The 25655-nt window shown below is 73.2% G+C and carries 18 protein-coding genes and 2 pseudogenes; 13 read left to right on the forward strand and 7 right to left on the reverse strand.

Annotated features, from left to right (window positions below; all coding sequences use genetic code 11):
• Positions 1-351 precede the first annotated feature (351 nt).
• The 8 genes and pseudogenes from M8J73_RS39970 to M8J73_RS40005 all read left to right on the forward strand — a co-directional run.
• Entirely contained in the window at positions 352-1845 is a 1494-nt protein-coding gene (locus M8J73_RS39970) for an SCO6880 family protein (RefSeq protein ID WP_055542190.1), read from the forward strand.
• The gene (locus tag M8J73_RS39975) at positions 1842-3335 is read left to right on the forward strand and encodes a putative type IV secretion/conjugal transfer ATPase (protein WP_249829732.1); all 1494 of its coding nucleotides are present in this window, start codon (positions 1842-1844) and stop codon (positions 3333-3335) included. Before M8J73_RS39970 ends, M8J73_RS39975 begins: the two co-directional genes overlap by 4 nt.
• Positions 3336-3643: 308 nt before the next feature.
• The gene (locus M8J73_RS39980) at positions 3644-5395 is read left to right on the forward strand and encodes a type IV secretory system conjugative DNA transfer family protein (protein ID WP_249829733.1); all 1752 of its coding nucleotides are present in this window, start codon (positions 3644-3646) and stop codon (positions 5393-5395) included.
• 34 nt (positions 5396-5429) lie between these two features.
• Positions 5430-5843 carry a DUF4913 domain-containing protein gene (locus M8J73_RS39985; RefSeq protein ID WP_055539101.1) on the forward strand — a complete coding sequence of 138 codons (414 nt, stop codon included), beginning with the start codon at positions 5430-5432 and terminating at the stop codon, positions 5841-5843.
• Between the two features lie 145 nt (positions 5844-5988).
• Complete coding sequence (locus M8J73_RS39990; RefSeq protein WP_055539100.1) at positions 5989-6564, forward strand: hypothetical protein; 576 nt, start codon at positions 5989-5991, stop codon at positions 6562-6564.
• A gap of 7 nt (positions 6565-6571) precedes the next feature.
• Positions 6572-7879, forward strand: a complete 1308-nt coding sequence (locus tag M8J73_RS39995) for a tetrahydrofolate dehydrogenase/cyclohydrolase catalytic domain-containing protein (protein ID WP_249829734.1) — start codon at positions 6572-6574, stop codon at positions 7877-7879.
• An 822-nt stretch (positions 7880-8701) separates the two neighbouring features.
• Positions 8702-9358, forward strand: a pseudogene (locus tag M8J73_RS40000) (amidase family protein); the annotation flags it as partial.
• Positions 9359-9808: 450 nt separating this feature from the next.
• Positions 9809-10315: pseudogene (locus M8J73_RS40005) on the forward strand (amidase family protein); the annotation flags it as partial.
• A 72-nt stretch (positions 10316-10387) separates the two neighbouring features.
• Here the strand turns inward: M8J73_RS40005 and M8J73_RS40010 are convergent.
• From M8J73_RS40010 to M8J73_RS40025, 4 genes are all read right to left on the reverse strand, one after another.
• A complete protein-coding gene (locus M8J73_RS40010) occupies positions 10388-11371 on the reverse strand; it encodes an ABC transporter permease (RefSeq protein ID WP_249829735.1) in 984 nt (327 codons plus the stop codon).
• A complete protein-coding gene (locus M8J73_RS40015; protein WP_055539935.1) occupies positions 11358-12308 on the reverse strand; it encodes an ABC transporter ATP-binding protein in 951 nt (316 codons plus the stop codon). Before M8J73_RS40015 ends, M8J73_RS40010 begins: the two co-directional genes overlap by 14 nt.
• Positions 12309-12384: 76 nt before the next feature.
• Positions 12385-13776, reverse strand: coding sequence for a LolA family protein (locus M8J73_RS40020; protein WP_055539936.1), 1392 nt, complete (start codon positions 13774-13776; stop codon positions 12385-12387).
• Between the two features lie 1508 nt (positions 13777-15284).
• Positions 15285-16295, reverse strand: a complete 1011-nt coding sequence (locus M8J73_RS40025) for a polyprenyl synthetase family protein (RefSeq protein WP_055520257.1) — start codon at positions 16293-16295, stop codon at positions 15285-15287.
• A 911-nt stretch (positions 16296-17206) separates the two neighbouring features.
• Between M8J73_RS40025 and M8J73_RS40030 the strand changes: the two genes are divergently transcribed.
• On the forward strand, positions 17207-17974 hold the full coding sequence (locus M8J73_RS40030) for a transglycosylase SLT domain-containing protein (RefSeq protein WP_055543105.1): 768 nt from the start codon (positions 17207-17209) through the stop codon (positions 17972-17974).
• A gap of 62 nt (positions 17975-18036) precedes the next feature.
• Here M8J73_RS40030 and M8J73_RS40035 read toward each other — a convergent pair whose 3' ends face one another.
• The 3 genes from M8J73_RS40035 to M8J73_RS40045 all read right to left on the reverse strand — a co-directional run bounded on the left by M8J73_RS40035 (position 18037) and on the right by M8J73_RS40045 (position 21600).
• Entirely contained in the window at positions 18037-18843 is an 807-nt protein-coding gene (locus M8J73_RS40035) for an HAD family hydrolase (RefSeq protein ID WP_055543104.1), read from the reverse strand.
• A gap of 179 nt (positions 18844-19022) precedes the next feature.
• A complete protein-coding gene (locus M8J73_RS40040; RefSeq protein WP_055543103.1) occupies positions 19023-20225 on the reverse strand; it encodes an FAD-dependent oxidoreductase in 1203 nt (400 codons plus the stop codon).
• A 43-nt stretch (positions 20226-20268) separates the two neighbouring features.
• Positions 20269-21600: a carboxylate--amine ligase gene (locus M8J73_RS40045; protein ID WP_107424162.1), complete on the reverse strand. Its 1332-nt coding sequence runs from the start codon at positions 21598-21600 to the stop codon at positions 20269-20271.
• Between the two features lie 192 nt (positions 21601-21792).
• On the opposite strand from M8J73_RS40045, the gene fahA reads away from it, so the two are divergent.
• From fahA to M8J73_RS40065, 4 genes are all read left to right on the forward strand, one after another.
• Positions 21793-23016: a fumarylacetoacetase gene (gene fahA, locus M8J73_RS40050; RefSeq protein ID WP_055543329.1), complete on the forward strand. Its 1224-nt coding sequence runs from the start codon at positions 21793-21795 to the stop codon at positions 23014-23016.
• A gap of 493 nt (positions 23017-23509) precedes the next feature.
• Positions 23510-24313, forward strand: coding sequence for a GntR family transcriptional regulator (locus M8J73_RS40055; RefSeq protein ID WP_249829736.1), 804 nt, complete (start codon positions 23510-23512; stop codon positions 24311-24313).
• Between the two features lie 136 nt (positions 24314-24449).
• A complete protein-coding gene (locus M8J73_RS40060) occupies positions 24450-24677 on the forward strand; it encodes a 4Fe-4S dicluster domain-containing protein (protein ID WP_030790138.1) in 228 nt (75 codons plus the stop codon).
• A gap of 28 nt (positions 24678-24705) precedes the next feature.
• Positions 24706-25655, forward strand: a 950-nt coding sequence (locus M8J73_RS40065; protein ID WP_249829737.1) for an ABC transporter substrate-binding protein, incomplete at its 3' end; no start/stop codon positions are given.

The raw sequence follows: 25655 nt of genomic DNA on the forward strand, positions 1-25655 counted from the left end.
GGAGCCGGTGGCGCGGGCGCGGCGGCCGGTACGGCGGCCGCGGGCGCGGCCACGGCGGGCGCGGCCGTTGCGGTGCAGGCAGCCGCGGTCGTCGTACAGACCGGCATGCAGGCCGCGAGCGAGATCACCAACTCCCTCGGCGACAACGACGGAATGAAGGGGCACAACCAGTAGCCCACCCCGCGCCCCGGGAAGGAGGGCGAAGCCCGTCCCTTCCAGGGGCGCGTCCCTTCCAGGGGCGCGGGGAACCGCGCGACCAGCCACGACGGCCCCGCGGCCGCCCGATCTCCCCGAACCCCCGAGCTCGTAGGCACTCGGACCCACGAACCACAGCCGGAAGAAGGATTCCCCATGTCCACCGACGCCCTCACGCGTCCCACCTACGGAAACTGGCGCCGGCCCCGCCGCCCCGGCCTCGGCCCGTTGGGCCTCCTCGGCACCGTGGTCGCCTTCGGCGGACTCCTCGTCGCGCTGCTCGCCTCACTCGTCTCGCTGACGGCGGCGATCGTCGTCCTCATCCCCGTCGGCCTCTTCCTCGCGCCGCTCGCGCTGCGCACGGTCGACGGCCGCAACGTCTATCAGGTGGTCGCGGTGCGTATCGGTTGGTTCAGGCGCAAGGCGAACGGCTCCCACACCTACGTCTCCGGCCCGCTCTCCCGCCGTACGGGCGGCCGCTACCACCCGCCCGGTCTGCTCGCCCGGACGCGGATGCACGAGGGCCGGGACGCCTACAACCGCTCCTTCGGCGTGCTCCACCACCCCGGCCGCAACCTCTACACCGTGGTACTGGCGTGCGAGCCGGACGGCGGCTCGCTGGTCGACCCCGAGCAGGTCGACATCTGGGTGGCGTCCTGGGGCGACTGGCTCGCCCGGCTGTCGCACGAGCCGGGCCTGCGCGGCGCCCAGGTCGTCGTCGAGACGGCGCCCGACACCGGGACGCGGCTGGCCGCCGAGGTCCTGCCGCGGATCTCGCCGGACGCGCCGGCCGCCGCCCGCGCGGTGATGGAGGAGGTCGTCGCCCGCTACCCGTCCGCCTCGTCGGAGATGCACACGTACATCGCCCTGACCTACGGCCCCTCCGGCGGCCCCAAGCGGAGCATCGAGGACGTCATCACCGATCTGTCCATGCGGCTGCCGGGCCTGCTGTCGGGTCTGGTCGCGGCCGGCGGCGGCTCCGCCTACCCGCTGTCCGCCGAGCGGCTCTCGGAGGTCGTCCGGGTGGCGTACGACCCGGCCGTCGCGCCCGATGTGCTGAGCACCCGCGCCGAGCAGTCCACCACCGGCCTGGAGTGGGCGGACGCGGGCCCGGCGGCGGCCGTGGAGTCGGTGCAGTCGTACAAGCACGACTCGGGTGTCTCCCGCACCTGGATGCTGACGCTCGCGCCGCGCGGCACCGTCCGCTCCAGCGTGCTGCGGGGGCTGCTCGAACCGGCCGCCGGGACGCGCCGCAAGCGGGTCTCGCTGATCTACCGCCCGATCGACCCGGCGACGTCGGCGCGGATCGTGGAGTCCGACCGTCGTGCCGCGCACTTCATGGCGGGCTCCAAGCGTGGTCTCGTCCAGGCGCGGGCGAGTTCCGAGATGCAGGCGGCCGAGCAGACCGCGGCCGAGGAGGCGGCGGGCGCCGGGCTCGTGGAGTTCTCGCTGATGGTGACGGTCACCGTCGACGACGAGGCGCAGCTCCCGGACGCGGCGATCACCGTCCGCAACCTCCAGGCGTCCTCACGCATCCTGATGCGCCCCGCCGACCGTATGCAGGCCTCGGCGTTCACCTGCACGCTCCCCGTCGGCCTGCTGCCGTGGGAGCACACCCTCGTTCCGTACCAGATCCGGGAGGCGCTGTGACCAGGTCCAGCACGTCCGCCACTCGTCCCGCACGACCCCAGACGGCGCCCGCGCGCGGCTGGCCCGGCCCCGGCGGCGGGCAGGTCGGGCACGTCGACCCGCCCGCGCTGTGGCGGGCCACCACGGTCCAGGCGTGCGGTCTGTGGCCCTTCGCGGCGGGCTCCGGCGCGCCGATGACGGGGGTGCCGCTCGGGCAGCACCTCCAGACGGGCGCCACGGTGTGCGGGGACCCCATCTCCTGGTTCACCCGCGCCCGGTACATCTCCAACCCGTCGCTGTTCATGCTCGGCATGCCGGGCCTCGGCAAGTCCACGCTGGTCAACCGCATGCTGATCGGCATGTCGGCGACCGGGGTGACGCCGCTGGTGCTGGGCGACCTCAAGCCGGACTACGCGGACACGGTGCGGGCGCTCGGCGGCCAGGTGATCTCCATCGGGCGCGGCGTCGGCGGCATCAACGTCCTCGACCCCGGCGCGATGGGCGAGGCGGCGGCCCGTATCGGCGGCGAACGCGGCCGGATCCTCGCGGCCGAGGCCCACGGCCGGGTACTGAACATGGTCGCGGCGCTCATCACGATCGTGCGGGGCCGCCCCATGGACGACCACGAGCAGTCGGTGCTGTCGGCGTGCCTGCACCATCTGACGGAGCGGACCAGGAAGGGGCGGGCGCCGCTGCTGCCCGATCTGCTGAAGGTCCTCGACGAGGGCCCGGACCGGGTCCGCGCGGTGACGCTGGACCGGGGCAACGAGGCGCGCTACCAGGAGGCCGTCGACCCGCTGCACCGTTCGCTGCTGGGCGTGCTGGACGGGCCGCTCGGCGACACGTTCGCCTCCGAGACGTCGACCCGTATCGACCCGGCGTCGCCCGCCGTCTGCGTGGACATCTCCCGGATCGGTGAGGCGGACACGCAGCTCACGGCGGCGGCGATGCTGGCGGCATGGTCGGACGGGCTCGGCACGGTGGCGGCGGCCCACGCCCTCGCCGACGCGGGCCTCGCCCCCCAGCGCTGGTTCTTCACGGTCCTCGACGAGCTGTGGCGCCCCCTGCGGGCCGCCTCCGGCATCGTCGAACGCATCGACGCGCTGACCCGGCTGAACCGCTCCCTCGGCCTCGGCGACGCCAAGATCACGCACACGCTGAAGGACGCGGAGGCGCTCGGCAGCGAGGCCGACCGGGCGAAGGCGCGGGGCTTCGTGGAGCGGGCCGGGATGGTGGTGTGCGCGGGCCTGCCGCGTACGGAGATGAGGGAACTCGGCGAGATCGTCGGCCTGTCGGAGCGCGAGATCGAACTCGTCTCGTCCTGGTCGTCCCCGCCGGGGTGGGCCAGCACGGGCGGGAACGAGGAACCGCCGGGCCGTGGCCGCTTCCTCATCAAGGTGGGCGGGCGTCCGGGCATCCCGATCAAGGTGTCGATCACGGACACGGAGCGGGAGTTGCACAACACGAACACGCGCTGGAACCGGCCGACGTTGTCCAAGGGCGCCTTGTAGCTCGGGCCGTGGGGTGCGTTAGCGGGTGCGGGTGCGTGGGGGTTGTTCGCGCCCACGCGGCGGAGCCGCATGTGTCACCGCCCCGCGCCCCTGGAAAAGCAGGGGCCTGCGGCCCCGTGCTTTTCCGATGAAGGGCGGGCCGCAGGCCCGTTCTCTTCAGGGGCGCGGGGAACTGCGCGAGAAACCACACACCACCCGCACCCGCCAACGCACCCCCCACGGCTCCACCCCCTACCGCGCACGACCGGGGTCGAAGGCGCGGCGCGGGCGAGGAAAGCACATCAACCGACTGACGGGGGAACCACGACATGAGCACACGCAAGAAGCCGCACAGCACCGCCGACGATCTCCTCCCATGGGTCGTCCCCGGCGTCGCCCTCCTCGCCGGCACCCTCTTCCTCGCCGCCTGGCTCGGCGGCTCCCTCGGCGCCGCGCTCACCGGCAACGGCTGGGACCCACCGCCGTTCACCCTGGAGACGATGTCCACCCTCGTGAAGGAGGGCCCGGCGACCGTCTGGCCGACGACGTCCACCGGCGCGATCACCGCCGGCATCGGCACCGTGTTCGGCGCGGCCGTCGCCCTCCTCGTCACCCCGGTCGTCCTGATCCGCCGCCGCGGAGCGAAGCCCTCCGGTCTGGCCGGCCGCAGGGAACTCGCCGGTCTCCTCCCGAAGGGCGCCGCCGCCCGTGCCCGCCAACTCCGCCCGTCCCTGCCGAAGTCGGGCCGCCTCGCCCCGGACGACACGGGCAACCTCCTCGGCAACCTGGAACCCGGCGGCCCGGAGCTGCGCAGCAGCTACGAGGACGTGGAACTGGACCTGATGGCGCCGCGGGCGGGCAAGTCCACCGGCATCGCAGTCCCGCGTGTGCTGCGCGCCCGCGGCAGTGTCCTGCTGACCTCGAACAAGGCGGACGTCTACAGCGTGACGCGCGCCGAACGCGAACGCGCGGGCACCGTGTGGACGTTCGACCCGCAGGGCATCGCCCACACCCCGCGCGGCCTGTGGTGGGACATGCTCGCCGACGCCGCGACGATCGAGGGCGCCCGCCGCCTCGCCGGTCACTTCGTGGGCGCCGTCAACGACGACGCCTCCAAGCGGGACTTCTGGATCTCCGCGGCCCAGAACACCCTCACGGCCCTGTTCCACGCGGCCAACCGCGGCGGACGGCAGGTCGGGGAGGTGCTGGCCTGGCTGGCGGACCCGGCCGACCGTACACCCGTCGACCTGCTGCGGGACGCGGGCATGGCGGCCCTCGCCGACCAGCTCCAGGGCACCGTCCAGGGCGCGGTGGAGACCCGCGACGGCATCTACGAGACGGCCCGCCAGTGCGTGGCCTGCCTCCTCGACCCGACGATCGCGGCCTGGGTGAGCCCCGACCCGGAACTCCCGCAGTTCCTGCCCGAACGGCACGTCCTCTCCTCGGACACGCTCTACCTGCTCTCCAAGGACGGCGGCGGCTCCGCGGCCGGTGTGATCGCCGCGTGCGCCGACTCCGTGCTGCGCGCGGGCGTCGTCGCCGCCGAGCGGATGGGCGGCCGTCTCGACCCGCCGATGACGGCCGTGCTGGACGAGGCCGCGAACGTCTGCCGCATCTCCGACCTGCCCGACCTGTACTCCCACTTCGGCTCGCGCGGCATCAACGTCGTGACGCTGCTCCAGAGTTACCGGCAGGGCACGCGCGTGTGGGGCGACGCCGGGATGGACGCGCTGTGGGGCGCCGCCACCATCAAGTTGCTCGGCGCGGGCCTCGACGACGCGGACTTCGTGGAGAAGGTCTCCCGCCTGGTCGGCGAGCACGACGTGTCGACGGTGAGCTACTCCCGCAGCAAGGACGGCAGGTCCCGCTCCACGTCGTACCGCCTGGAGCGCATCCTGCCCGCCGACCGCATCCGCGCCCTCCCCAAGGGCACCGCGCTGCTGCTCGCCACCGGGGTGAAGCCTGCCCTGGTCCGGCTGCGCCCCTGGTACGCCGAGCCCGGCGCCGACCGTATCGCCCTGGCCGCCCAGGCCGAGGTCAAGGCCATCACGGCCCGCGCGACGGAGAGCTTCGTCCGATGAGCGCGGCCCACGACCCCCAGGAAGGGAGCCCCCGATGACCACGGCTGTGGACCAGCCCGGCGTGGAGGAAGCGGTGTCCGCCTCACCGCCTTTCATCCTTTACCTCGACGGCGCCGAGTACGCGGAGGAGATGCACAGCCTGGCCGTCTGGGTCGGTGATCTGCTGCTCCCCGTGTACGGCCGTGAGGTCAGCTCCCAGCAGCCCTGGTGCCCGCGCTGGTGGGAGCACCTGGAGGCGGTGGCCCGGCTGCACGCCCTGTGGCTGGCCTGGCAGGAGCTGACCGACCCGTCGGCGGGCCTGTCCGGCCCGGCCGTCTGGCACCGGGACCACCTGGGCCCCGTACTCGCCGAACTCCGCTCCCCGGCGGGCCCGTTCGCGGGCTGCAAGGCGGGCAGCCACCGGGCCAAGCAGCCGCCGGCCGCCGAACCGTACGGGACGGACCCCTGAGCGCGGTGGCCGGCCTCAATACCCTGGACCGGCGCGCGGTGGATCATCGCGCGGCCGGCAGCGGGAACGCGGTCCCGGCCTCTGCCGTACGCGGGTTCCCGGACACACCGACGGCCGCCGTCACGCGGCCGACAGGAGAAACACCATGAGCACTCCGACCACCCCGAACAGCCCCACCAACCCCAGCGACGACGGCAACCACGGCCACCACGAGGGCGCCAGCAGCCCCGGTGGCACCAGCGGCCCTGGTGGCTCCGGGGGCTTCACCAACCCGACCCTCCGGTACTTCGAGGACGTCGTCGACTGGCGCCATCGGCGGGCCGGGCGGGCGCACACGCTGGTGCGCGCCGTCCACTCGACCACCACGGGGCGGGTGGTCGCGGTCGTGTCCGAGCTGGCGAGCAACCCCGACGACCGCGGCGTCACCGACGACTTCGGCAGCGTCGCGGACGCCGTACTGCCCGCGCTGCGGCGGGCGTTCGGCACGGAGCCGGTCGAGGTGTTCTGGATCGCCCACTTCGGCGCGTTCTCGTACCACGACCCGACCGGGCCGGAGTCCTTCACCCAGATCCTGCTGACGGCTGGCCCGAACGGCCACGTCGACGACCTGACGGGCGACCGGACCTTCACCGTCCGGGACGTCGAGGAGCTCCTCGGCCGCGCCCTCGAACCCGTCGACCGGGTGCTCGCCCGTATCGACCACGAAGCGACCCGGGGGTGAGCCGGCGATGACCGAGCACGTGTCGGGGCGCGATGTCCTGCGCCAGGCGAAGGAGCTGTACGAGCCCTACCGGAACGACGTGGCCCCGACGGGGCAGCGTGTGGCGATCATCCGGTTCCAGCCCGCGGAGAACGACCCCCCGGACTGGAAGATCAAGCTGGAGGCGTCGAAGGTCTCCGCCGAGCAGAAGGTGAAGAGTTTCGAGCACCTCGGCTTCCAGGCGGACCATGTGGTGATGCCGCCGGGCACCACGCGTGCGCAGTTCGCGGAGGTGCTGGAGCGGGCCAACCAGGATCCGCAGACCCGCGCGATCATCGTGCAGTTCCCGCCGCCGGCCCATCTCCAGCCGCTCGTCCAGCGGATGGACCCGGCGAAGGACATCGACGCGCTCACCAAGGGCCGCTCCCCCTACAACGCGTGCGCGACGGCCGAGGGCATCTGCCGGGTCGTGGAACCGTTCGCCAAGGACGACCCGGTGATCGCGGTGGTCGGCAGCAAGGGGTTCGTCGGGCAGGGCGTGGTCACGACGCTGCGCGAGCAGGGCCACCGGCTGATGGAGCTCGACGCCGGTGACGACCTGCGACGGGTGCGCGACGCCGACATCGTCGTCTCGGTCACCGGCAACCCCGGCATCCTCGGCCCCGACCACCTCCGGCCCCACCACCGGCTCGTCGTCGACTCCGGGTTCGTCCCGCAGGCGGACGGGAGTGTGAAGGGGGACGTCCAGCGGGAGGCGTACGACATCCCGCAGCACCTCACGCCGGTGCCGGGGGGTATCGGGCCGGTCGAGATGGCCACGCTCATGGAACGCGTCGTCCGCCGCGAGGTCGACCCCGACGCGCCCTCCTGGAAGGTGGACCCCCGCCCCTACCTGACCAAGGACCAGCTCACCCAGGGAGTCCAGGGGTTCCACGAACCGTCCCCCGCGACGGTGACAGCGGCCCAGCGGACGCAGACGGCCGAGGCGACGCAGACGGCCGAGGCGACGCAGACGGCCCAGGTGGGCGAGGGCCGGCAGGTGGTGGGTGAGCGGGCTGTGGGCGGCGAGCGGGCTGTGGGGGGTGGGCAGTCGGTCGGGCAGCAGACGCCCGGGCAGCAGGCGGCGGGGCAGCTGGGGGCCGGTGGCTCACAGGGGCCCGGTCAGCAGGCGTCCGTCGGCAATCCGATCGCGCAGGCCGCGAGACTCCGTACCGGGGCCGGGCACGGGGGTGTCGGCCCCGGTACGGTCAACCCGACCGCCGGGCCATCCGCACCGACCCGCGCCCAGTCACCGGTCCCGCCGAAGCCGCCGACGCCCGGAGGGCCGGGCCGCTGAGCACGGGCGCCGGCACCGAGCGTGCACGAACACGCGGTGGAACCGGCCGACGTTGTCCAAGGGCGCCTCACAGCTCGGGGGTACGGATTCGTCGGCGGGTGCGGGTGCGTCGTGGTTTCTCGCGCAGTTCCCCTCGCCCCTGAAGGGTCGGGCCTGCGGCCCGCCCTTCAGCGGAGAAGCACGGGGCCGCAGGCCCCTGCTTTTCCAGGGGCGCGGGGCGGTGACACATGCGGCTCCGCCGCGTGGGCGCGACCAGCCCCCACGCACCCGCACCCGCCCACGCACCCCACGGCCCCACCCCCGGTTGGCGAGCGACGCGGGCGAGCCATGAGGGAGGCACCCTGGAAGGCAGGGAAGCCCGCACCACGCACAGCCAGCGGGGGCGCAGCCCCAACGCACCCGCACCAGCCACGGAACACGTACCCGCCCGCACGCCACAGGCCCAGCGTGCAGCGCCCAGGCTTCCTGCCACCCGCGCCCCCATGCACACCGCGTACCCCTCCGCCATAGGAACCCGAGAAGGCCATGCAGCCGCACCGCTCCCAGCCCCACGCCGCGACGCCCTCCTCCTCGCCGCCCCCTGCCCAGGTCCCGGAGACCACCCGCCCCACCACCACCTCCCCCGACACCACGCCGGACAGCGCCTCCTCCCGCGGCGCGGCACCACACAATGTCCCCGCCCCCGGCACCTCGCCGCCCTCAGTCCCCTCCCCCGACTCACCGCCCCGCGGCGCGACGTCCCTCCGCCCTTCCCTCCTCCACACCCTCTCCCCTGGCCCCCCGCCCCTCGGCGCCGGCGCCCTCCCACCCGGCGGCTTCCCGATGCCGTCGGCCGTGGGGATCGCCGCCGCCGTGCGGGCCGGGGACGTACGGGCCGTCGACGTCGTCGCCGAGTGTCTCGGGCGGATCGCGGCGGCGGAGCCCGCGTTGTGCGCGTTCACGGAGGTGTGGGCCGAGGACGCGTTGCGGTGGGCGGCCGACGTGGACCGGCGGGTGGCGGCAGGTGAACCTCTGCCGCTGGCCGGCGTGCCGATCGGGGTGAAGGGCCGGTCGGGGCTGCGTGCCGCACCGGCGCGGGCGCTGGTCGCGGCGGGCTGCGTCCCCGTCGGCGCGACGTCGGTGCCAGGTCGCGGCACCCCCTGGCAGACGTGGGGCCTCGGCGCCGGTGGCCGTACCGTCAACCCCTGGCGGTCCGACCGGACCCCGGGCGGCTCCTCGGCCGGTTCCGCGGCGGCGGTGGCCGCCGGCCTCGTACCGATGGCGACCGGTACCGACGGTGCCGGGTCGGTGCGGATCCCGGCCGCGTGGTGCGGCGTCCTCGGCCTGAAGATCACGAACGGTCGACTGCCGTCCGCGGACCGCACGGGGTTGGCAGCACCCGGCGTCCTCACCCGGTACGCGGCGGACGCGGCGGCGTACTGGCACTGCGTCCGCGGCGAGGACCCCGAACGCGCCGAGCCGTCCGCAGGACCGCCGACCACCGCACTCGACCGAGCCGGCACCCCACCCGCCGGGAGCACCCCAGCCACTGGCAGCACCCCACCCGGCGACGGCACCCCGCCCCTGGAGACGACACCCCCAGCAGAGAGCAACCCGCCCGGCAGGAGCACCTCAGCCACCGGGAGCACCCCACCCACCGAGAACACGTCGCCCGGCGAAAACACCCCACCCGGCGACGGCACCCCGCCCCTGGAGACGACACCCCCAGCAGAGAGCAACCCGCCCGGCAGGAGCACCTCAGCCACCGGGAGCACCCCACCCACCGAGAACACGTCGCCCGGCGAAAACACCCCACCCGGCGACGCCGCACCACCCTCCGAGAGCACCCCACCCGGCGAGAGCCCGCCGCCCGGCGACGGCGCCCCACCCGTCGCGGGCAACCTCTGCAGCGACGGCACCCGGCCCGCCGACAGCACCCCCTCCCCCGTCACACCCCTCACCGCCGTCTGGTCGGCAGACCTCGGTTTCGCCGGCCCCGACCCCGAGCCCGTCGCTGTCGCCCACGCCGCCGCGCTCCGCCTCGTGGACGCCGGCCTCCTGCGCCTCGTACAACCCGCGCGGCCCGTACGTCTGGACGACCCGGCCCCCGCCTGGCTGGCTCTGCGCGACTCCTCGGGCCCGGATGCCCCGGCCGGGCGCACCGCCGTCGACGCGCTCCGTGCCGGGAACGACCGGCGGCTCGCCGCGCTCTTCGCCGACGCCGATCTGCTCCTGACCCCGGCCACCCCCAACGCCCCGCACGGCCACGAAGGCCCCGGTGACCGTTACTCGACCGCCCTCACCTGGGCGTTCAACCTCAGCGGCCACCCCGCCCTGAGCCTCCCCGCGGGCTTCGGCCCCGACGGCTGCCCGGTCGGCCTCCAGGTGGTGGCCCGCCACGGCGAGGAAGACCTGCTGCTCGACGTGGCCCGCGCGGCCGAAGCAGCCCGCATGTAGCCGGACCACCCACAGCCGACCTCCCCCTCACCGAGGCCAAGCCCTGGCCCCGGCCCCCGCCCGGCGGAGCCGCTACGTCGTGATGTCCCGGCTCGTGAACCGTGCCCAGGCCGCCGAGCCGAACACCGCCGCGTACAGGGCCTGGAGGCCGAGGTTGCGTTGGAGTTCGTCCCAGTAGACCGGCTCGCGCATGAGGTCGGCGAAGGACAGCCAGTAGTGGGAGAAGAAGTACGGGTGGAGGGCGTCGAGTTGGGGGATCTGGTCGAGGATCTGGACGGTGATGAGCAGCCCGACCGTGGTCGCCATCGCGGCGATGCCGCTGTTCGTGAGGGTCGACACGAAGAGTCCCAGCGCGGCGATCCCGATCAGTGACGCGGCCACCGCCAGCGCGATCAGCAGCGCCCGGAAGAGTCCCTCGCCGAAGCCGATGCGTGTCCCGGAGATCGTCGTCACCTCACCGAGAGGGAACAGCAGCGCCCCCACGGCCAGCGCGGAGGCCGCCACGACCAGGGTCGCGACCAGGCAGAACGTCATCACCGAGGCGTACTTGGTGAGCAGCAGCCTGGTGCGGCCCGCGGGCGCGACCAGCAGATAGCGGAGGGTGCCCCCGCCCGCCTCACCGGCGATCGCGTCCCCCGCGACGACGCCGACCGCCATCGGCAGGAAGAAGGGGAGCGTCGCGGCCAGTGCCGTGAACACCAGGAACAGCCCGTTGTTGGTGATCTGCGCGATGAACGCCGGGCCCTCGCCGCCCCCGCCCCCGCCGCCCGGACCTCCGCCCATCGACGACCCGTCGCCGGTCTCGATCTTCACGGCGATCCCGACGAGGATCGGCACGGCCGCGAGCACGGCGAGCAGCGCGAGCGTCCGCCACCGCCGGAAGGTGGTGACCAGCTCACTGCGGAACAGCCCGAACGTCCACAGCAGACTCGGCACCCTGCCCGACCCGCCCGCCCCGGCGACCGCAAAAGAAGCGGTGGCTGTGGCGGAGGTCGTGGCCGCGTCGGAAGCGGTGGCCCCGTCGGCCGTGGTGTCACCCTGCTCAACCCGCGACATCGAAGCCCTCCCCCGTCAGTGCCACGAACGCGTCCTCCAGGGAGGCGCGTTCGACGCCGAAGCCGCGGACGCGGACGCCCGCGGTGACCAGCGCCGCGTTCAGTTCGGCGAGGTCGCGGTCCGGTGGTTCCCCGGTCACCCGGTCCTCCGTCACCACGACGTCACCGACCCCCTGCTCCTTGAGCACCCGGGCGGCGTCCGCCGGGTCGGGCGTGGTGACGACGAGCCGTCCCCGTGCCCCGGCGGCCAGTTCGGCGACCGGGCCCTGGGTGATCAGCCGGCCCTGCGCCATGACGGCGGCGTGCGTGCACACCTGCTCGATCTCGTCGAGCAGATGCGAGGAGAGGAAGACGGTCGTGCCGTCGGACGCCAACGCGCGGACCAGGGCGCGGATCTCCCGCATGCCCTGCGGGTCGAGCCCGTTGGTCGGCTCGTCGAGGACGAGGAGACGGCGCGGTCGCAGCAGCGCCGCGGCGAGGCCCAGCCGCTGTTTCATGCCCAGCGAGTACGCCTTCGCCTTCTTGCCGATGGCGGCCGTGAGCCCGACCCGGTCCAGTGCGGTCTCCACGCGTGCGCGCCGGGTGCGGGGGTCGGCGGTGGGGTCGGCGGCGTCGTACCGGAGGAGGTTGTCGCGGCCGGAGAGGAACCCGTACAGCGCGGGCCCTTCGATGAGGGCGCCGACCTCGGGCAGTACGGTCCGGGCGGCACGCGGCATGGGCCTGCCGAGGACCTCGGCGGTGCCGGAGGTCGGCTCGATCAGGCCCATGAGCATGCGGATGGTGGTGGTCTTGCCGGAGCCGTTGGGGCCGAGGAAGCCGAAGACGCTGCCCGCCGGGACGGTCAGGTCGAGCCCGTCCACGGCGAGTTGCCCGCCGCGGTAGCGCTTGGTGAGCGCACGGGTGGAGATCACCGCCGCAGCAGCGGACTGTTCCTGCATCGCTCCCTCATTCACGTACAGGCGCACGCCGTACGGCCGTACACCCGTTCGGGTATACGGCCTACGGCGCACGGGCCTACTTGGCGGCGTCGGCCGCCTTCACCAGCGCGTCCTTGGTGACGGCGCCCGCGTACACCTTGCCGTCATCGGTGAACAGGACGTTGATCAGGCGGGTCTTGAAGACCGTGCCGGAGCCGAAGTCGCCCTTGACCTGGTCGCCGAGGGAGTTCAGGAACCCGTCGACGCGGCTGTCACCGGACGACTCGGAGCCACCGGTGGGCATGCCGCCCTCGGCTCCGCTGTCGATCACGGCGATGGCACCCCAGCCCTTGCCGATGGTCTTCAGCCCGCCGAGTCCGCTCGCGAACTCCTCCTCGGCGCCCCCGGCCCCCTTGCGGTCCGCGTCCTTCCCGAACTCCTTCTCGAAGTCCTTGCCGAACTCCTTCTCGAAGTCCTTCCCGAACTCCTTCTCGAAGTCCTTCCCGAACTCCTTGCCGAACCCGTCGACCTTGACGTCGTCGTGGCCGGACTCCTCCATCTCGTCGGCCTCGGTGACCTTCGCACCCTTCGGCGGGGTGAAGTCGAAGGTGGAGGCGCTCGGCTTGCCGAAGTCGACCTCGGTGAAGCCGGCATCCACGACGGCCGCGCCGCCGCTCGCCGGGGTCAGCGTGAACTTCAGCGGCAGCCCCGTCTTCGCGTCGACGGCGATGGAGATCGCGCCGATCGTCGAACCGGACTGCTTGGGCGCGATCACCAGCTTGTACGCGTCGCGCCCGGCGACCTGCGCGGTGCCGTCGACGGTCACGGACGTGGTGTCGTCGACGGCCTTCAGAGCCTCCTCGGCCAGCTGCTGCGGCGTGGCGGGCACGTCCTCGGGAGCGCCCTCGCGACCCTTGCCGTCCTTGCCTCCCTCGCCCTCCTCGCCGGCGCCGGTCGCGTGGTACACCTCGTTCGAGGCGCTGTCGTACGCCCACACCTCGTCGCCGTTGTGGATGAGGCTGTACTCCGAGGTCTTGTCCAGCAGGGACAGCTTCTGCTTGTCCGGGCCGTCGGTGGCGATCCGCAACGTGTGGGTGCCGGAGGCGAGTTCGAGCAGCTTGGAGGACGGGTCTGCGGAGGAGCCGTCGCCGCCGGAGGAGCCCTGCGCCCCCAGGCTGTCGGCGAGACCGCCCAGGTCGGGCAGGCCGAGATCCGTGGTGATCTTCACCGTGCCGGACACGCGCTGTACGTCCGAGGCGGCGATCTTCTCGATGAGTTCCTGCGCGCTGATCTTCGGCAGATCGGGGTCGCCGGAGCCGGCGAAGGCCGGGACGAGACCGATGGTCGCCGCCGCCACGCCCAGCACGGTGGCCGGGACGACGTACCGCGCTGCCTTGCGGCGTCGCGCCGAACGCATCTCCTCGGCCTCGGCCGCGAGCACGGCCGCGTCACCGGCGCGGGCGCTGTCGTCGGATTCGTACGGTGCCATGTGTGCCTTACCTCCGTCGTCGGCGGCGGCGTCCACTTAGAGCCGCCATTCTCACCCGAATCGGTGAGGAGTGGTGATACCCATCTGACCAAATCAGCCGGAGGGAGTCGTCAGACTCGGGGCTCAACTCCACGTACTGCTACGGGATGACACGACGACTGCCTCGGGATGACACGGGCCGACGACACCCGGGGAAACCCGTAGGGGTCAACAGAACCGGCCCTTCCGCGCCGGGCGATGGCCGGGGGAGCGGAGGCCAAGGGCCGGAGGCCAAGGGCCGGGGCCGCAGACCGCAGGGCCGGAGCCGCGGGCCGGAGCCGGGGCCGGGGGCCGGGGCCGCTGGCCGGAGCCGGAGGCCAAAAGCCGGGGCCGGAGGCCAAGGGCCGGAGCCGCGGGCCGGGGCCGGAGCCGCGGGCCGGGGGGCCGGGGGGCCGGAGCCGGAGGCCGCAAGGCGGACCCGCAGGCCGGGGCCGGGGGCCGCAGGCCAAAGGCCGGAGGCCAAAGTCCGGAGCCGCGGGCCGGAAGGCCAGAGCCGGGGACCGGGGACCGGGAGCCGGGGACCGGGGACCGGGAGCCGGGGACCGGGGACCGGGAGCCGGGGACCGGGAGCCGGGGCCCGGGGACCGGGAGCCGGGGACCGGGAGCCGGGGCCCGGGGACCGGGAGCCGGGGACCGGGGACCGGGAGCCGGGGACCGGGAGCCGGGGACCGGGAGCCGGGGACCGCGAGCCGGGGACCGCGAGCCGGAGCCGGGGGCCGGAGGTCAAGGGCCGGAGGTCAGGGCCAGGGCCGGAACCGGGGGCCGGGGCGCCGGAGCCGGAGGCCGCAAGGCGGAGCCGCAGGCCGGGGCCGGGGGCCGCGGGCCAAAGGCCGGAGCGGCGGGGCGGAAGGCGAGAGCCGGGGACCGGGAGCCGGGGACCGCGAGCCGGAGCCGGGGGCCGGGGGGCCGGAGCCGGAGGCCGCAAGGCGGAGCCGCAGGCCGGGGCCGGGGGCCGCAGGCCAAAGGCCGGAGCCGCGGGCCGGAAGGCCAGAGCCGGGGACCGGGAGCCGGAGCCGGGGGCCGGAGGCCAAGGGCCGGAGGTCAGGGCCAGGGCCGGAACCGGGGGCCGGGGGGCCGGAGCCGGAGGCCGCAAGGCGGAGCCGCAGGCCGGGGCCGGGGGCCGCAGGCCAAAGGCCGGAGCCGCGGGCCGGAAGGCCAGAGCCGGGGACCGGGAGCCGGAGCCGGGGGCCGGAGGCCAAGGGCCGGAGGTCAGGGCCAGGGCCGGAACCGGGGGCCGGGGGGCCGGAGCCGGAGGCCGCAAGGCGGAGCCGCAGGCCGGGGCCGGGGGCCGCAGGCCAAAGGCCGGAGGCCAAGGGCCGGAGGTCAGGGCCAGGGCCGGAACCGGGGGCCGGGGGGCCGGAGCCGGAGGCCGCAAGGCGGAGCCGCAGGCCGGGGCCGGGGGCCGCAGGCCAAAGGCCGGAGGCCAAGGGCCGGAGGCCAGAGCCGGAGCCGGAGCCGGAAGGCCGGGACTAGCCGGCCCGGTGGACCACCGCGTCGCACAGCTCGACCAGGGCCTCCTTGGCTCCGCACTGCGGCAGGGGTGCGAGCACCGCCCGCGCCTCCTCCGCGTACCGCACGGTGTCCCGGCGGGCCTGTTCGAGCGCGGGGTGCACCCGGAGGCGGGCCAGGGCCTCGGCGTGGCGGGCGTCGTCGGTGAGGTCGGAGTCGAGCAGTTCGCACAGGGCGAGGTCGTCGGGCTCGCCGAGCCGACCCGCCCGCTCGCGGAGCCGCAGCACCGGCATGGTGGGCACGCCCTCACGGAGATCCGTACCGGGGGTCTTGCCGGACTCGTGCGAGTCGGAGGCGATGTCGAGGACGTCGTCGGCGAGCTGGAAGGCGACCCCGAGCCGCTCCCCGTACTGGGTGAGCACGTCGACCACGGTCTCGTCGGCGCCGGCCATCAGCGCGCCGAGCCGTCCGGCGACGGCGACCAGCGAGCCGGTCTTGCCGCCGAGCACGTCGAGGTAGTGGTCGATGGGGTCGCGGCCGTCGCGGGGGCCCGCGGTCTCCAGGATCTGCCCGGTGACCAGCCGCTCGAAGGCCTCGGCCTGGATGCGGACGGCGTCGGGGCCGAGGTCGGCGAGGACGTGGGAGGCACGGGCGAAGAGGAAGTCGCCGGTCAGGACGGCCAGGGAGTTGCCCCACCGCGCGTTGGCGCTGGGCACGCCCCGGCGGACCTCGGCCTCGTCCATGACGTCGTCGTGGTACAGCGTGGCGAGATGCGTCAGCTCGACCACCACGGCCGAGGGGACCACCCCGGGCGCGTACGGGTCGCCGAACTGGGCCGCGAGCATCACGAGCAGCGGGCGGAACCGCTTCCCGCCCGCGCGCAGCAGATGCTGGGCGGCCTCCTGGATGAAGGGGACCTCGCTCTTGGTGGCCTCGAGCAGACCCTCCTCGACGGCAGCCAGTCCGGCCTGGACATCGGCTTCGAGAGCCTGGTCCCGCGCGCTCAGCCCGAACGGCTCGACGACGGTCACGAGGGTTCTCCTGTCTGCTGACGTCTGCTGACGATCACACGGTCGGTCTAGGTCGGTCTCACGGTCGATGACACAGTTTGTCGATCTGTCGCTGCCATCACCCGAGTCAGCGTATCCGGTCACCTTTCGATCACCACGAGCGCCCACGGGTTCGACCTGGACAACACGGATGGACGCCCGAAATGTTCCTGATCAGGAGATATGTCCGCTTATCCAGTGGAGTCCGCGCCCACCGGAAACACTCCAGCCGAACCCCCGCCCACACACCCACCCAGACACCCACTCACCCGCCCACTCACGCACCCACTCACGCACCCGCACGATCGACTCCGATCACACCGTCCGTGATGACCGAAATCCACCCTTGCGCACCACTCTCGCCCCACCCCCCACATCACCCCAAACCGGCCTTTCGGACAACCCGAGTTGACCGTTTTGCGCGTTACCCGCACTTCACCCCACTCCTCCCGTGAGTTGAGTCACGCGCGCCGGGTGCCACACCTCTCCACACCCACCCCGTTCTCCCTTTGCAGTAGGCAAGTTGAGGTGCGCAAAGCGCGCGAACCCGACGCCCATTTCGGGCAAACTCAAGGTCAACTACCCCCATATCCGGATTCGGGGCTTGTTCCCCTCGTGTGCTCTCGCATACGTTCACACCCCGTCCGGACGGATCGCCGAATCCTGCCGCCGCCCGGACTCCCCACCCGACCACTCGACCACGCACGGCAGGAGCGGGGGAACCAGGTAAGCCGCCGGCCCGGCCTTCCCCACCGGACCGGCTCGGGGTGAAGCCACACACGGACCACCGACACGCGCCGCACGCACGGCGCACGCCGGGCGGCCGAGTGCGGCCGGGCGCCTCCCGCCCGAACCCGACAGCTCACCTCGCAGGCGCCGGAGAGGAATCCGCCATGCCCGGACGAGGCAAGCACCGCCGTCCCAGAACCAACCCCCTCACTCGTGGCGTCGTCGCCGCCGGAACGGGCGGCGCCGCCCTCGTGCTGCCGCTCACCGCGGTCGGCACCGCGAGCGCCGCCCAGCCGACCCAGGCCGCCGCCTCCGTGCAGTCGGCCGCGCGGACCGCGCCGGCCGTCGTCCAGCCGAAGTCCGTCACCTACACCGTCGCCTCCGGGGACACGCTGTCCTCGATCGCGCGGAAGCACGGTGTCAGCGGTGGCTGGCAGCGGCTCTACAAGGACAACCGCAAGACCGTCGGCGACAACCCGTGGCTGATCCATCCGGGCCTGAAGCTGAAGCTCATGGCGCCGAAGACGACGCCGACGAAGAAGAAGCCGGCGGTCACGAGCAAGCCGGCCGGCACGGTGGCAAAGGCCACCCCGGCGTCCGCCACGACGTACCCGAACAACCTCGACGGCTGGATCCGGGAGTCGCTGGACATCATGGCGAGGAACGGGATCCCCGGCTCGTACGACGGCATCTACCGCAACATCATGCGGGAGTCCTCGGGCAACCCCCAGGCCATCAACAACTGGGACTCCAACGCCGCCGCGGGCACCCCGTCGAAGGGCCTGCTCCAGGTCATCGACCCGACCTTCGCCGCGTACCACGTGCCCGGCACCGCCTTCGACCCGTTCGACCCGGTCGCGAACATCACGGCGGCGTGCAACTACGCCGCCGCGAAGTACGGCTCGATCGACAACGTCTTCGGCGCGTACTGATCCCACCGGGCCCTCGGCCTCGTCCGGTCCCCCCTGGTCACCGACCCGGGGGGACCGGGCGTTCAGAGAAACAGCCTCTCCAGCACCACCGCGATCCCGTCGTCCTCGTTCGACAGGGTCACCTCGTCGGCGACGGCCTTGAGTTCGGGGTGGGCGTTGGCCATGGCGACCCCGTGCGCGGCCCAGTCGAACATCGGGATGTCGTTGGGCATGTCCCCGAAGGCGATGGTCTCGCCCGGGGTGAGCCCGAGGTGCTCGGCGGCCAGGGCGAGACCGGTGGCCTTGGTGATGCCGCACGGCTGGAGTTCGACGGTGCCGGGCCCCGACATGGTGACCGTCGCCAGCGAGCCGACCGCCATGCGCGCCGCCGAGGCCAACTCGTCGTCCGAGAGATAGGGGTGGCGCAGCAGCACCTTGCTGATGGGCTCGCACCACAGGTCGTCCCGGCGCGGTACGCGCAGGGCGGGCAGCGTGGGGTGCGGCATGAGGTAGCCGGGCTCGATCAGGGTGAGGCCGTCGACTCCGTCCTGGTCGACGGCCGCGTACACCTGGCCGACCTCCGCCTCGATCTTGCCGAGCGCGGTCTCGGCGAGTTCCCGGTCGAGGGTGACCGACCAGAGCAGCCGGTCCGCGCCGGGGTCGTACAACTGGGCGCCCTGCCCGCACACCGCGAGCCCCCTGCTTCCGAGGTCGTCGAAGAGGGGGCGCACTCTCGGCGCCGGCCGTCCCGTCACCACGAGGTGCTGAGCACCGGCCCCCGTGGCCTGCGCCAATGCGGCGAGGGACCGGTCGGAGAGCGTGTCGTCACTGCGCAGGAGCGTTCCGTCCAGGTCAGTGGCGATGAGCGAATATGCGGTGGGAGCGGCCATGATCAGAGAATACGGATGTCGCCCCCCATCGGTTCGCCCGGAACCAGCCGACGTCAACTCCCTTTGCCCGAACCCGTGTTCATCGCCGGGACACTGACGGCACCCCCAGAGGAGCGCGGGGAACCACGCGATCGACCACGACGCACCCGCACCCGCACCCGCACCCCGAACGGCAGCCCCTAGCCGTGCGCCCCCGCAAGGTGCTTGGCCAGTCGGGGTGAGGCGAACTCCGTGCCGCACACGAACCGCATCACCGGCCCGTACGAGGCCGCCGCGGGCAGCCCCGTGAAGTACAGCCCGGGGATCGACGACCGGAATCCCGCCCCCAGCACCGGCGTCCCCCGGCTCACCTCCAGCTCCGTCCGCAGTTCGTGGCCGAGGAAGCCCATCGCCCCGAGGTCCACCCGGTACCCGGTCGCCGCGATGACATGGTCGGCCGCCATCTCCTCCGTACGCCCGTCGTGCCCCCGCACCACGAGCCGCGGCCCCCCGTCGATGATGCCGCCGCGCACCACCCGGTCGACCTCCCGTACCTCGACGTGCCCCTCGAAGCGTTCGCGCAGCCACCACGCCCCGAGCGGTCCGAGCACCCGGCGGACCAGGTAGTGCCGGGCCTCGGCGGGCAGATACCGGTAGGGGTGCGGGTAGTAGCTGAGCGCCCACAGCGACCAGGCCCGCCCGAACGGTGACTCCGGCCGCAGCCGCGGCTGCTTCCACGGCGGCGCCCCGAACGCCACCGCGCCCCGGCCGCGCGCGACCACCCGTACCCGGGCTCCCGCCTCGGCCGCCAGGACGGCCGTCTCCAGCGCGGACTGCCCCGCCCCCACGACGATCAGTTCCTTGCCGGCGAACCGTCCGAGGTCGTGGTGCTGGGAGCTGTGGGAGACCGGGCCGCTCGGTGCGGGCCCGTCACCGGCCGCCCCCGCCAGCTCGGGCGGCACGTGCGCGAGCCCGAACAGTCCGCTGGCCACGACGACGGCCCGCGCGGTGAACGACTCCCCCGAGTCCAGCTTCAGTTCGAAGCCGCCGCCCCTGCCGCGGTCCACGGAGACGACGCGTACCCGCTCCAGCTCGGGCACGAGCCGCTGCTGGAACCACTCGCCGTAGGAGATGAAGGTCTCCACGGGGATGATGTCCTCGTCCGTCACCAGCCGGCGGATGCCCGCCGCGTCGCAGTAGTCGCGCAGGGTGTTGCCGCGCTGCGGCGCGTCGATGCTGGACGCGGCCGGTGTCGACTTCAGGAGCATCCCGGCGGGCATGCCGTCCCGCCAGCTGACCATGGGTTCGCCGAAGACGCGGACCGGAATGCCGTGCGCCCGCAGATGGGCGGCGGTGGACAGACCGAACGGCCCGGCGCCGATGACTGCTACCGGTTGAATCACGAAGTCCCTCCCCAGGACGCGATGTGCCTACTTCGTGTGCTGCCTAACGGTGGAGCCCGAAGCGATCGCCCCGCCCGACGCGATCGCCCCGCCCCTTCCGGCCCGCCCGGTTGGACCGGTTGGACCGGCTGGCCCGCCACAGTTGATAGAGGTGCTTCGCGCCGGGTCGCACGAAGCGCGCAAGCATCGTGAGGAACGGCAGCGGGTCGTCACCCGCGAGCCACGCCAGCTCCGTACCGTTCGCGCGGGCGGGCGCGTGCGGTGTGGTGTACCCGCTGCGCCGGTAGGCGAGCAGGGCCGGCAGGTCGATGTTCTCCACGATGTACCGCCGCCCGGCGAGCTGTTCCCCCTCCGGCACCGGGCGTCCGGTCAGATCCAGGTGCATGGCGCGCACGACGTCGATGCCCGCCTCGTTCTCGAAGATCCGGAACTGCGCGCCCATCCGCGGATTGAAGTCGAGCAGCTTGTACTGCCCGTCCCGCCGGTCGAAGCGCAGATCCAGGTCGATGACGCCGCTGAAACCGATCTGCTTGATGAACCGGGCCGCGATGTCCGCCAGTTCCGGATTGTCCACGATGTACGCGTTCGCCGTCATCCCCGCGTGCGGTGGCCACGAGCGCACCTTCACCCCGGTGAACAGGGCGAGCGGCGTGGACTCCGCGTCGAAGTAGGCGTGCACGATCCAGTCCTCGGCGTCCTCCCGGGGCAGGTACTCCTGGAGGATCACCCCGGGCCGCTCGCCCCATCCGCGGGCGAGCCGCAGCAGCGCCTGAGGGCTCTCGATCCGGGTCGTCCCGTTGACGGCGGGCTGCCGGCGCCGCTCGAACGCCTCCCGGTTCTTGGCCACCACCGGGAAGCGGGCCCGCCCCGCGAACCGCTCGACCTCCTCGTACGACTGCGGAAAGGCGGCGGCGGGGCTGGCGACGCCGTGCTCGACGCACAGCTCGTGGAGCCCCTGCTTGCTGGCGAGGCGGCGCGGCAGCTTGGCGTCGACGCGCGGGAAGAGGAACACCGCGCCCAGCGCGTCCTGATGCTCGGCGATGAGCACCGCGGCCTCCTCGTCGGTCGGCACGAGCACGCTCGGCCGCCCGATCTCCCGCCCGATCCTGAGCAGCCCCTCCACCAGCAGCTCGGGCTCCTCGGTCCCAGTGGTGGGCCATACGAACGCCCGCCGCAGATACCGCGAGAGGGCGGCCGGCGTGCAACGGTCCTCGGTGATCGCGTACATGGGCACACCGAGCCGCCCCAGGCTGCGGATCGCCCCGACGCCGCCGTGGTGCAGCGGATAGTCACCGAACTTGACGATGAGCCCGGGAACATCCCGATCCACCGGGATCGGCGCATGCCCGGCGCCCCTGGCCACGGGTCCCCCCACGTGTCCCCCTTACCGGACCCGGACCCACCCCGTCCGTGCCCCCACAGGAAGCTAAGCCGGAATCATCCCCTCCGACCCTCCCCTATCAGGACATTGCGAACTCTTTAGACACTCCCCGTTCCCGTCGTCGCCCCGTAACGTGTGCCGCGACCAGACGGAACGCCGGCACGCACGAGAGCGAGGCAGCACCCCATGCCCCCCTTCGACGTCCCCGAAGGCCACCCCTTCGGTCCGCACAACCTCCCCTACGGCGTCTTCTCCCTCTCGGGCTCCGACACCCGTACCGTCGGCGTCCGCCTGGGCGACCACGTCCTGGACGCGGCGGCGGCGGCCCGCGCCCTGGGTTCCCCGTACGCCGCACTCCTCGGCCACCCCACCCTCAACCCCCTCCTCGCCGCGGGCCGCACCGCCTGGTCGGACGTCCGCCGGGCCCTCACGGCCTGGGTGACGGTCCCCTCCCACCGCGAGACGATCAGCCCCTTCTTCCACTCACTCACCGAGGTCACGCTCCACCTCCCCTTCGAGGTCGCCGACTACGTCGACTTCTACGCCTCGGAGAACCACGCCCGGAACGTCGGCCAGATCTTCCGCCCCGACTCACCGGACCCGCTGACCCCCAACTGGAAGCACCTGCCGATCGGCTACCACGGCCGGTCCGGCACCGTTGTGGTCTCCGGCACCGAGGTGGTACGCCCCTCGGGCCAGCGCAAGGCGCCCGCGGACCCGGCCCCGGTCTTCGGCCCCTCGGTCCGCCTCGACATCGAGGCAGAGGTCGGCTTCGTCGTGGGCACGCCCACCCGTATGGGCCACCCGGTCCCCCTCTCCGGTTTCCGGGACCACGTCTTCGGCGTGACCCTCCTCAACGACTGGTCGGCCCGCGACCTCCAGGCCTGGGAGTACGTCCCGCTGGGCCCCTTCCTCGGCAAGTCCTTCGCCACGTCCGTCTCCGCGTGGATCACCCCCCTGGACGCCCTCGACGAGGCCCGGGTGACCCCGCCGCCCCGCACCCACGACCTGCTGCCCTACCTCGACGACTCCGCCGAGGACCCCGGCGGTTACGACCTCCGCATCTCGGTCGCCGTCAACGGCCATGTGGTCGCGGAGCCCCCCTTCTCCACCATGTACTGGACGGCTGCCCAGCAACTGGCCCACATGACGGTCAACGGAGCCTCCCTGCGCACCGGCGACCTCTACGGCTCCGGCACGGTCAGCGGCCCCGCCGCGAACCAGCGGGGCTCCCTCCTGGAACTCACCTGGAACGGCCGCGACCCCCTGGACCTCCCCACCGGCAAGCGCACGTTCCTGGAAGACGGCGACGAGGTGACCCTCACGGCCTGGGCCCCCGGCCCCAACGGCACGAACATCGCCCTGGGCGAGGTCACAGGCAGGGTCACCCCGCCACCGCAGGAGCCGTAGCCCCCCGACGGCGGCCGCCGAATCGCCCGCACGCCCCGCCCCGCAACGGCTCCCGAACCCACCCGGAACCACGACGGGCAGGCCGCAACGCCTCCCGAAAACGCCCAGAACCACGACGGGCAGGCCGCAACGCCTCCCGGAATGGGCCGGAGCCACGGCGGGGCGGCCGCCAACGGACGGGAGGGGCCGTGCCGGTGTGTCAAGCCCGTCGCGTAGAGAAGCCCAGAGAACAGCTCCCAACAAACCCCCGAGCAGTAGGGCACCAAGCGACGGGCTGACACACCGGCACGGCCCCGCCCCCCAACGCACCCCGACGCACCCCGACGCGCCGCCCCCAACGCACCCCGACGCACCCCCGGCCACCCCCACCCGGTGGCAGAACTTCCCCCCACCCCCCACGAAGCCCCAGGTCAGCCCCCTCCCCACCACCCCGTCAGATGGCGCAACACTCCGGCAACAACGCTTTCCCCACCACATCGGTATGGTTCGAAACATGCCACCCACCGACCGCATCCGAGACCACGCCGGCCAGGGCGCGACCACCGTCGCCGCCCACCGCGTACGTCGCCGGCTGCGCGCGGACCAGGCACGCCAACTCGCCGACCTCCTCCGCCGCCAGATCCTCACCGGCGGCTTCGGCTCCGGCACGCTCCCCCACGAGTCCGTCCTCGCCACCGACTACCGCGCGACCCGCAACACCGTCCGCGAGGCCCTGGACCTCCTCCGCGCCGAGGGTCTCGTCGACCGCCTCCCCGGCGTCGGCACGGTCGTCGTCGCCCGGAAGTACCCCCACGGCCTCGACCGCCTGATGGGCCTCGCGGAGACCCTCCGCGAACACGGCACGGTCACCAACGAGGTCCGCACGATGGGCCCCGCCCCGGCCCCCGCCCCCGTGGCCGACCGGCTGCACCTCCCGCCCGGCACCGACGTCCTCTACATCGAACGTCTGCGCCGCCTCAGCGGCCTCCCCCTCTCCCTCGACCTCACCTACATCCCGCTCACCCTCGGCACCCTCGACCTCGGCACGGCGCTGCTCGGCGCCGACCTGGAGAACACGGACGTCTTCCGCCTGCTGGAGACGATCACCGGACGCCCCCTGGGGCACGCCGAGATCACCCTGGAGGCGGTGAACGCGGACACCCACTCCGCCGCCGTGCTCGAAGCCCCGCGCGGTTCGGCCGTCCTGATGCTGGAACGGCTCACCCACCTCGCCGACGGCCACCCCGTCGACCTGGAGTTCATCCGCTTCCGCGGCGACCGCATCTCGATGAGCGGCCTACTGCACCGCTCGCTGTAGCCCCCGCTGCACCGCTCGCTGTAGCCCCCGCCGCACCGCTCGCTGTAGCCCCCGCCGCACCGCTCGCTGTAGCCCCCGCTGGTAGCGCTCGCCGTAGCGCCTCACCCTCCTGTTCCGCCCCTCCCTGGAGACACCCATGCCCTTGGTGCCCCAGCGGGCCGACGTGCCCGTGACCATAGACGAGTCGAAGTGCATCGACGGCTGCACCCTCTGCGTGGACATGTGCCCGCTGGACTCCCTCGCGATCGACGAGAGCAACGGCAAGGCGTACATGCACGTCGACGAGTGCTGGTACTGCGGCCCGTGCGCGGCCCGCTGTCCCACCGGCGCCGTCACCGTCAACATGCCCTATCTGCTCCGCTGAACGTTCCGGTGAGAGGTCCCGAACTCCCATGAAAATCAAACCAGTTGTCGCCGCCTTCCTGGTACTGGCGCCCCTGACGGCCTGCGGCGGCAACGCGGCGGCCGGCGGTGACGGCTCCACGGTGACCGTCACCGTCGGCTACCAGTCCAAGACCATCAACACCGTCACCGCCGGCACCCTCCTGCGCTCCCTGGGCTACTTCGAGAAGCAGCTCAACGCCCTGCACGACGGCCACACCTACAAGGTCGAGTGGCAGGACTACGCCACGGGCGCCCCCATCACCGCCCAGATGACCGCCGGGAAGATCGACATCGGTTCGATGGGCGACTTCCCGCTCCTCATCAACGCGGCCCGCGGCAAGCAGCTGAACCGGCCCACGCGGCTGGTCGCGACGACCGGCTACAACCTGCGCGGCGGCCTCAACACGATCGTCACGGCTCCCGGCTCGAAGCTGAGCACCCTTGAGGACCTGAAGGGCAGGAAGGTCTCCACGAGCGTCGGCTCGGCCGCCGACGGCACCCTCGTACGGGCCCTGCGGGACGCCGGCCTCGACGCGAACGAGGACATCGAGAAGCTCAACCAGCAGCCGGCGGTGGGCGCGTCCGCCCTCTCCGCGGGCAGCGCGGACGCGCTCTCCCAGTTCGTCGCCTGGCCGGGCCTGCTGGCCTATCAGGGCAAGGCGAAGGCCCTGTACGACGGCGCGCAGCTGAACCTGCCGACCTTCCACGGCGTGACGGCCCGCGAGGACTTCGCGAAGCGGCGGCCCGCCGTGCTGGAGGCGTTCCTCAAGGCGCAGGCCAGGGCGACGGACTACCTGAACGCCCACCCGGTGGAGGCCTCCGAGAAGGTCGCCGAGGCGACGGGGCTCCCCGCGGAGGTCGTCTACCTCTACAACGGCGCGCACGGCATCGCCACGTTCGACCCGGCGCTGAAGCCGGCGCTGATCGCCGCCCTGAAGAAGGACGTCCCGATCCTGAA

The organism is Streptomyces neyagawaensis, assembly GCF_023516595.1.
GTDB lineage: Bacteria > Actinomycetota > Actinomycetes > Streptomycetales > Streptomycetaceae > Streptomyces > Streptomyces neyagawaensis.

Coding starts and splice junctions, on each gene's coding strand:
- M8J73_RS39985 (WP_055539101.1), top strand. CDS start 5,430: ATGACCACGGCTGTGGACCAGCCCGGCGTGGAGGAAGCGGTGTCCGCC.
- M8J73_RS40060 (WP_030790138.1), top strand. CDS start 24,450: ATGCCCTTGGTGCCCCAGCGGGCCGACGTGCCCGTGACCATAGACGAG.
- M8J73_RS40035 (WP_055543104.1), bottom strand. CDS start 18,843: ATGGCCGCTCCCACCGCATATTCGCTCATCGCCACTGACCTGGACGGA.
- M8J73_RS40020 (WP_055539936.1), bottom strand. CDS start 13,776: ATGGCACCGTACGAATCCGACGACAGCGCCCGCGCCGGTGACGCGGCC.
- M8J73_RS40030 (WP_055543105.1), top strand. CDS start 17,207: ATGCCCGGACGAGGCAAGCACCGCCGTCCCAGAACCAACCCCCTCACT.
- M8J73_RS40010 (WP_249829735.1), bottom strand. CDS start 11,371: ATGTCGCGGGTTGAGCAGGGTGACACCACGGCCGACGGGGCCACCGCT.
- M8J73_RS40055 (WP_249829736.1), top strand. CDS start 23,510: ATGCCACCCACCGACCGCATCCGAGACCACGCCGGCCAGGGCGCGACC.
- M8J73_RS39970 (WP_055542190.1), top strand. CDS start 352: ATGTCCACCGACGCCCTCACGCGTCCCACCTACGGAAACTGGCGCCGG.
- fahA (WP_055543329.1), top strand. CDS start 21,793: ATGCCCCCCTTCGACGTCCCCGAAGGCCACCCCTTCGGTCCGCACAAC.
- M8J73_RS39980 (WP_249829733.1), top strand. CDS start 3,644: ATGAGCACACGCAAGAAGCCGCACAGCACCGCCGACGATCTCCTCCCA.
- M8J73_RS39990 (WP_055539100.1), top strand. CDS start 5,989: ATGAGCACTCCGACCACCCCGAACAGCCCCACCAACCCCAGCGACGAC.
- M8J73_RS40015 (WP_055539935.1), bottom strand. CDS start 12,308: ATGCAGGAACAGTCCGCTGCTGCGGCGGTGATCTCCACCCGTGCGCTC.
- M8J73_RS39995 (WP_249829734.1), top strand. CDS start 6,572: ATGACCGAGCACGTGTCGGGGCGCGATGTCCTGCGCCAGGCGAAGGAG.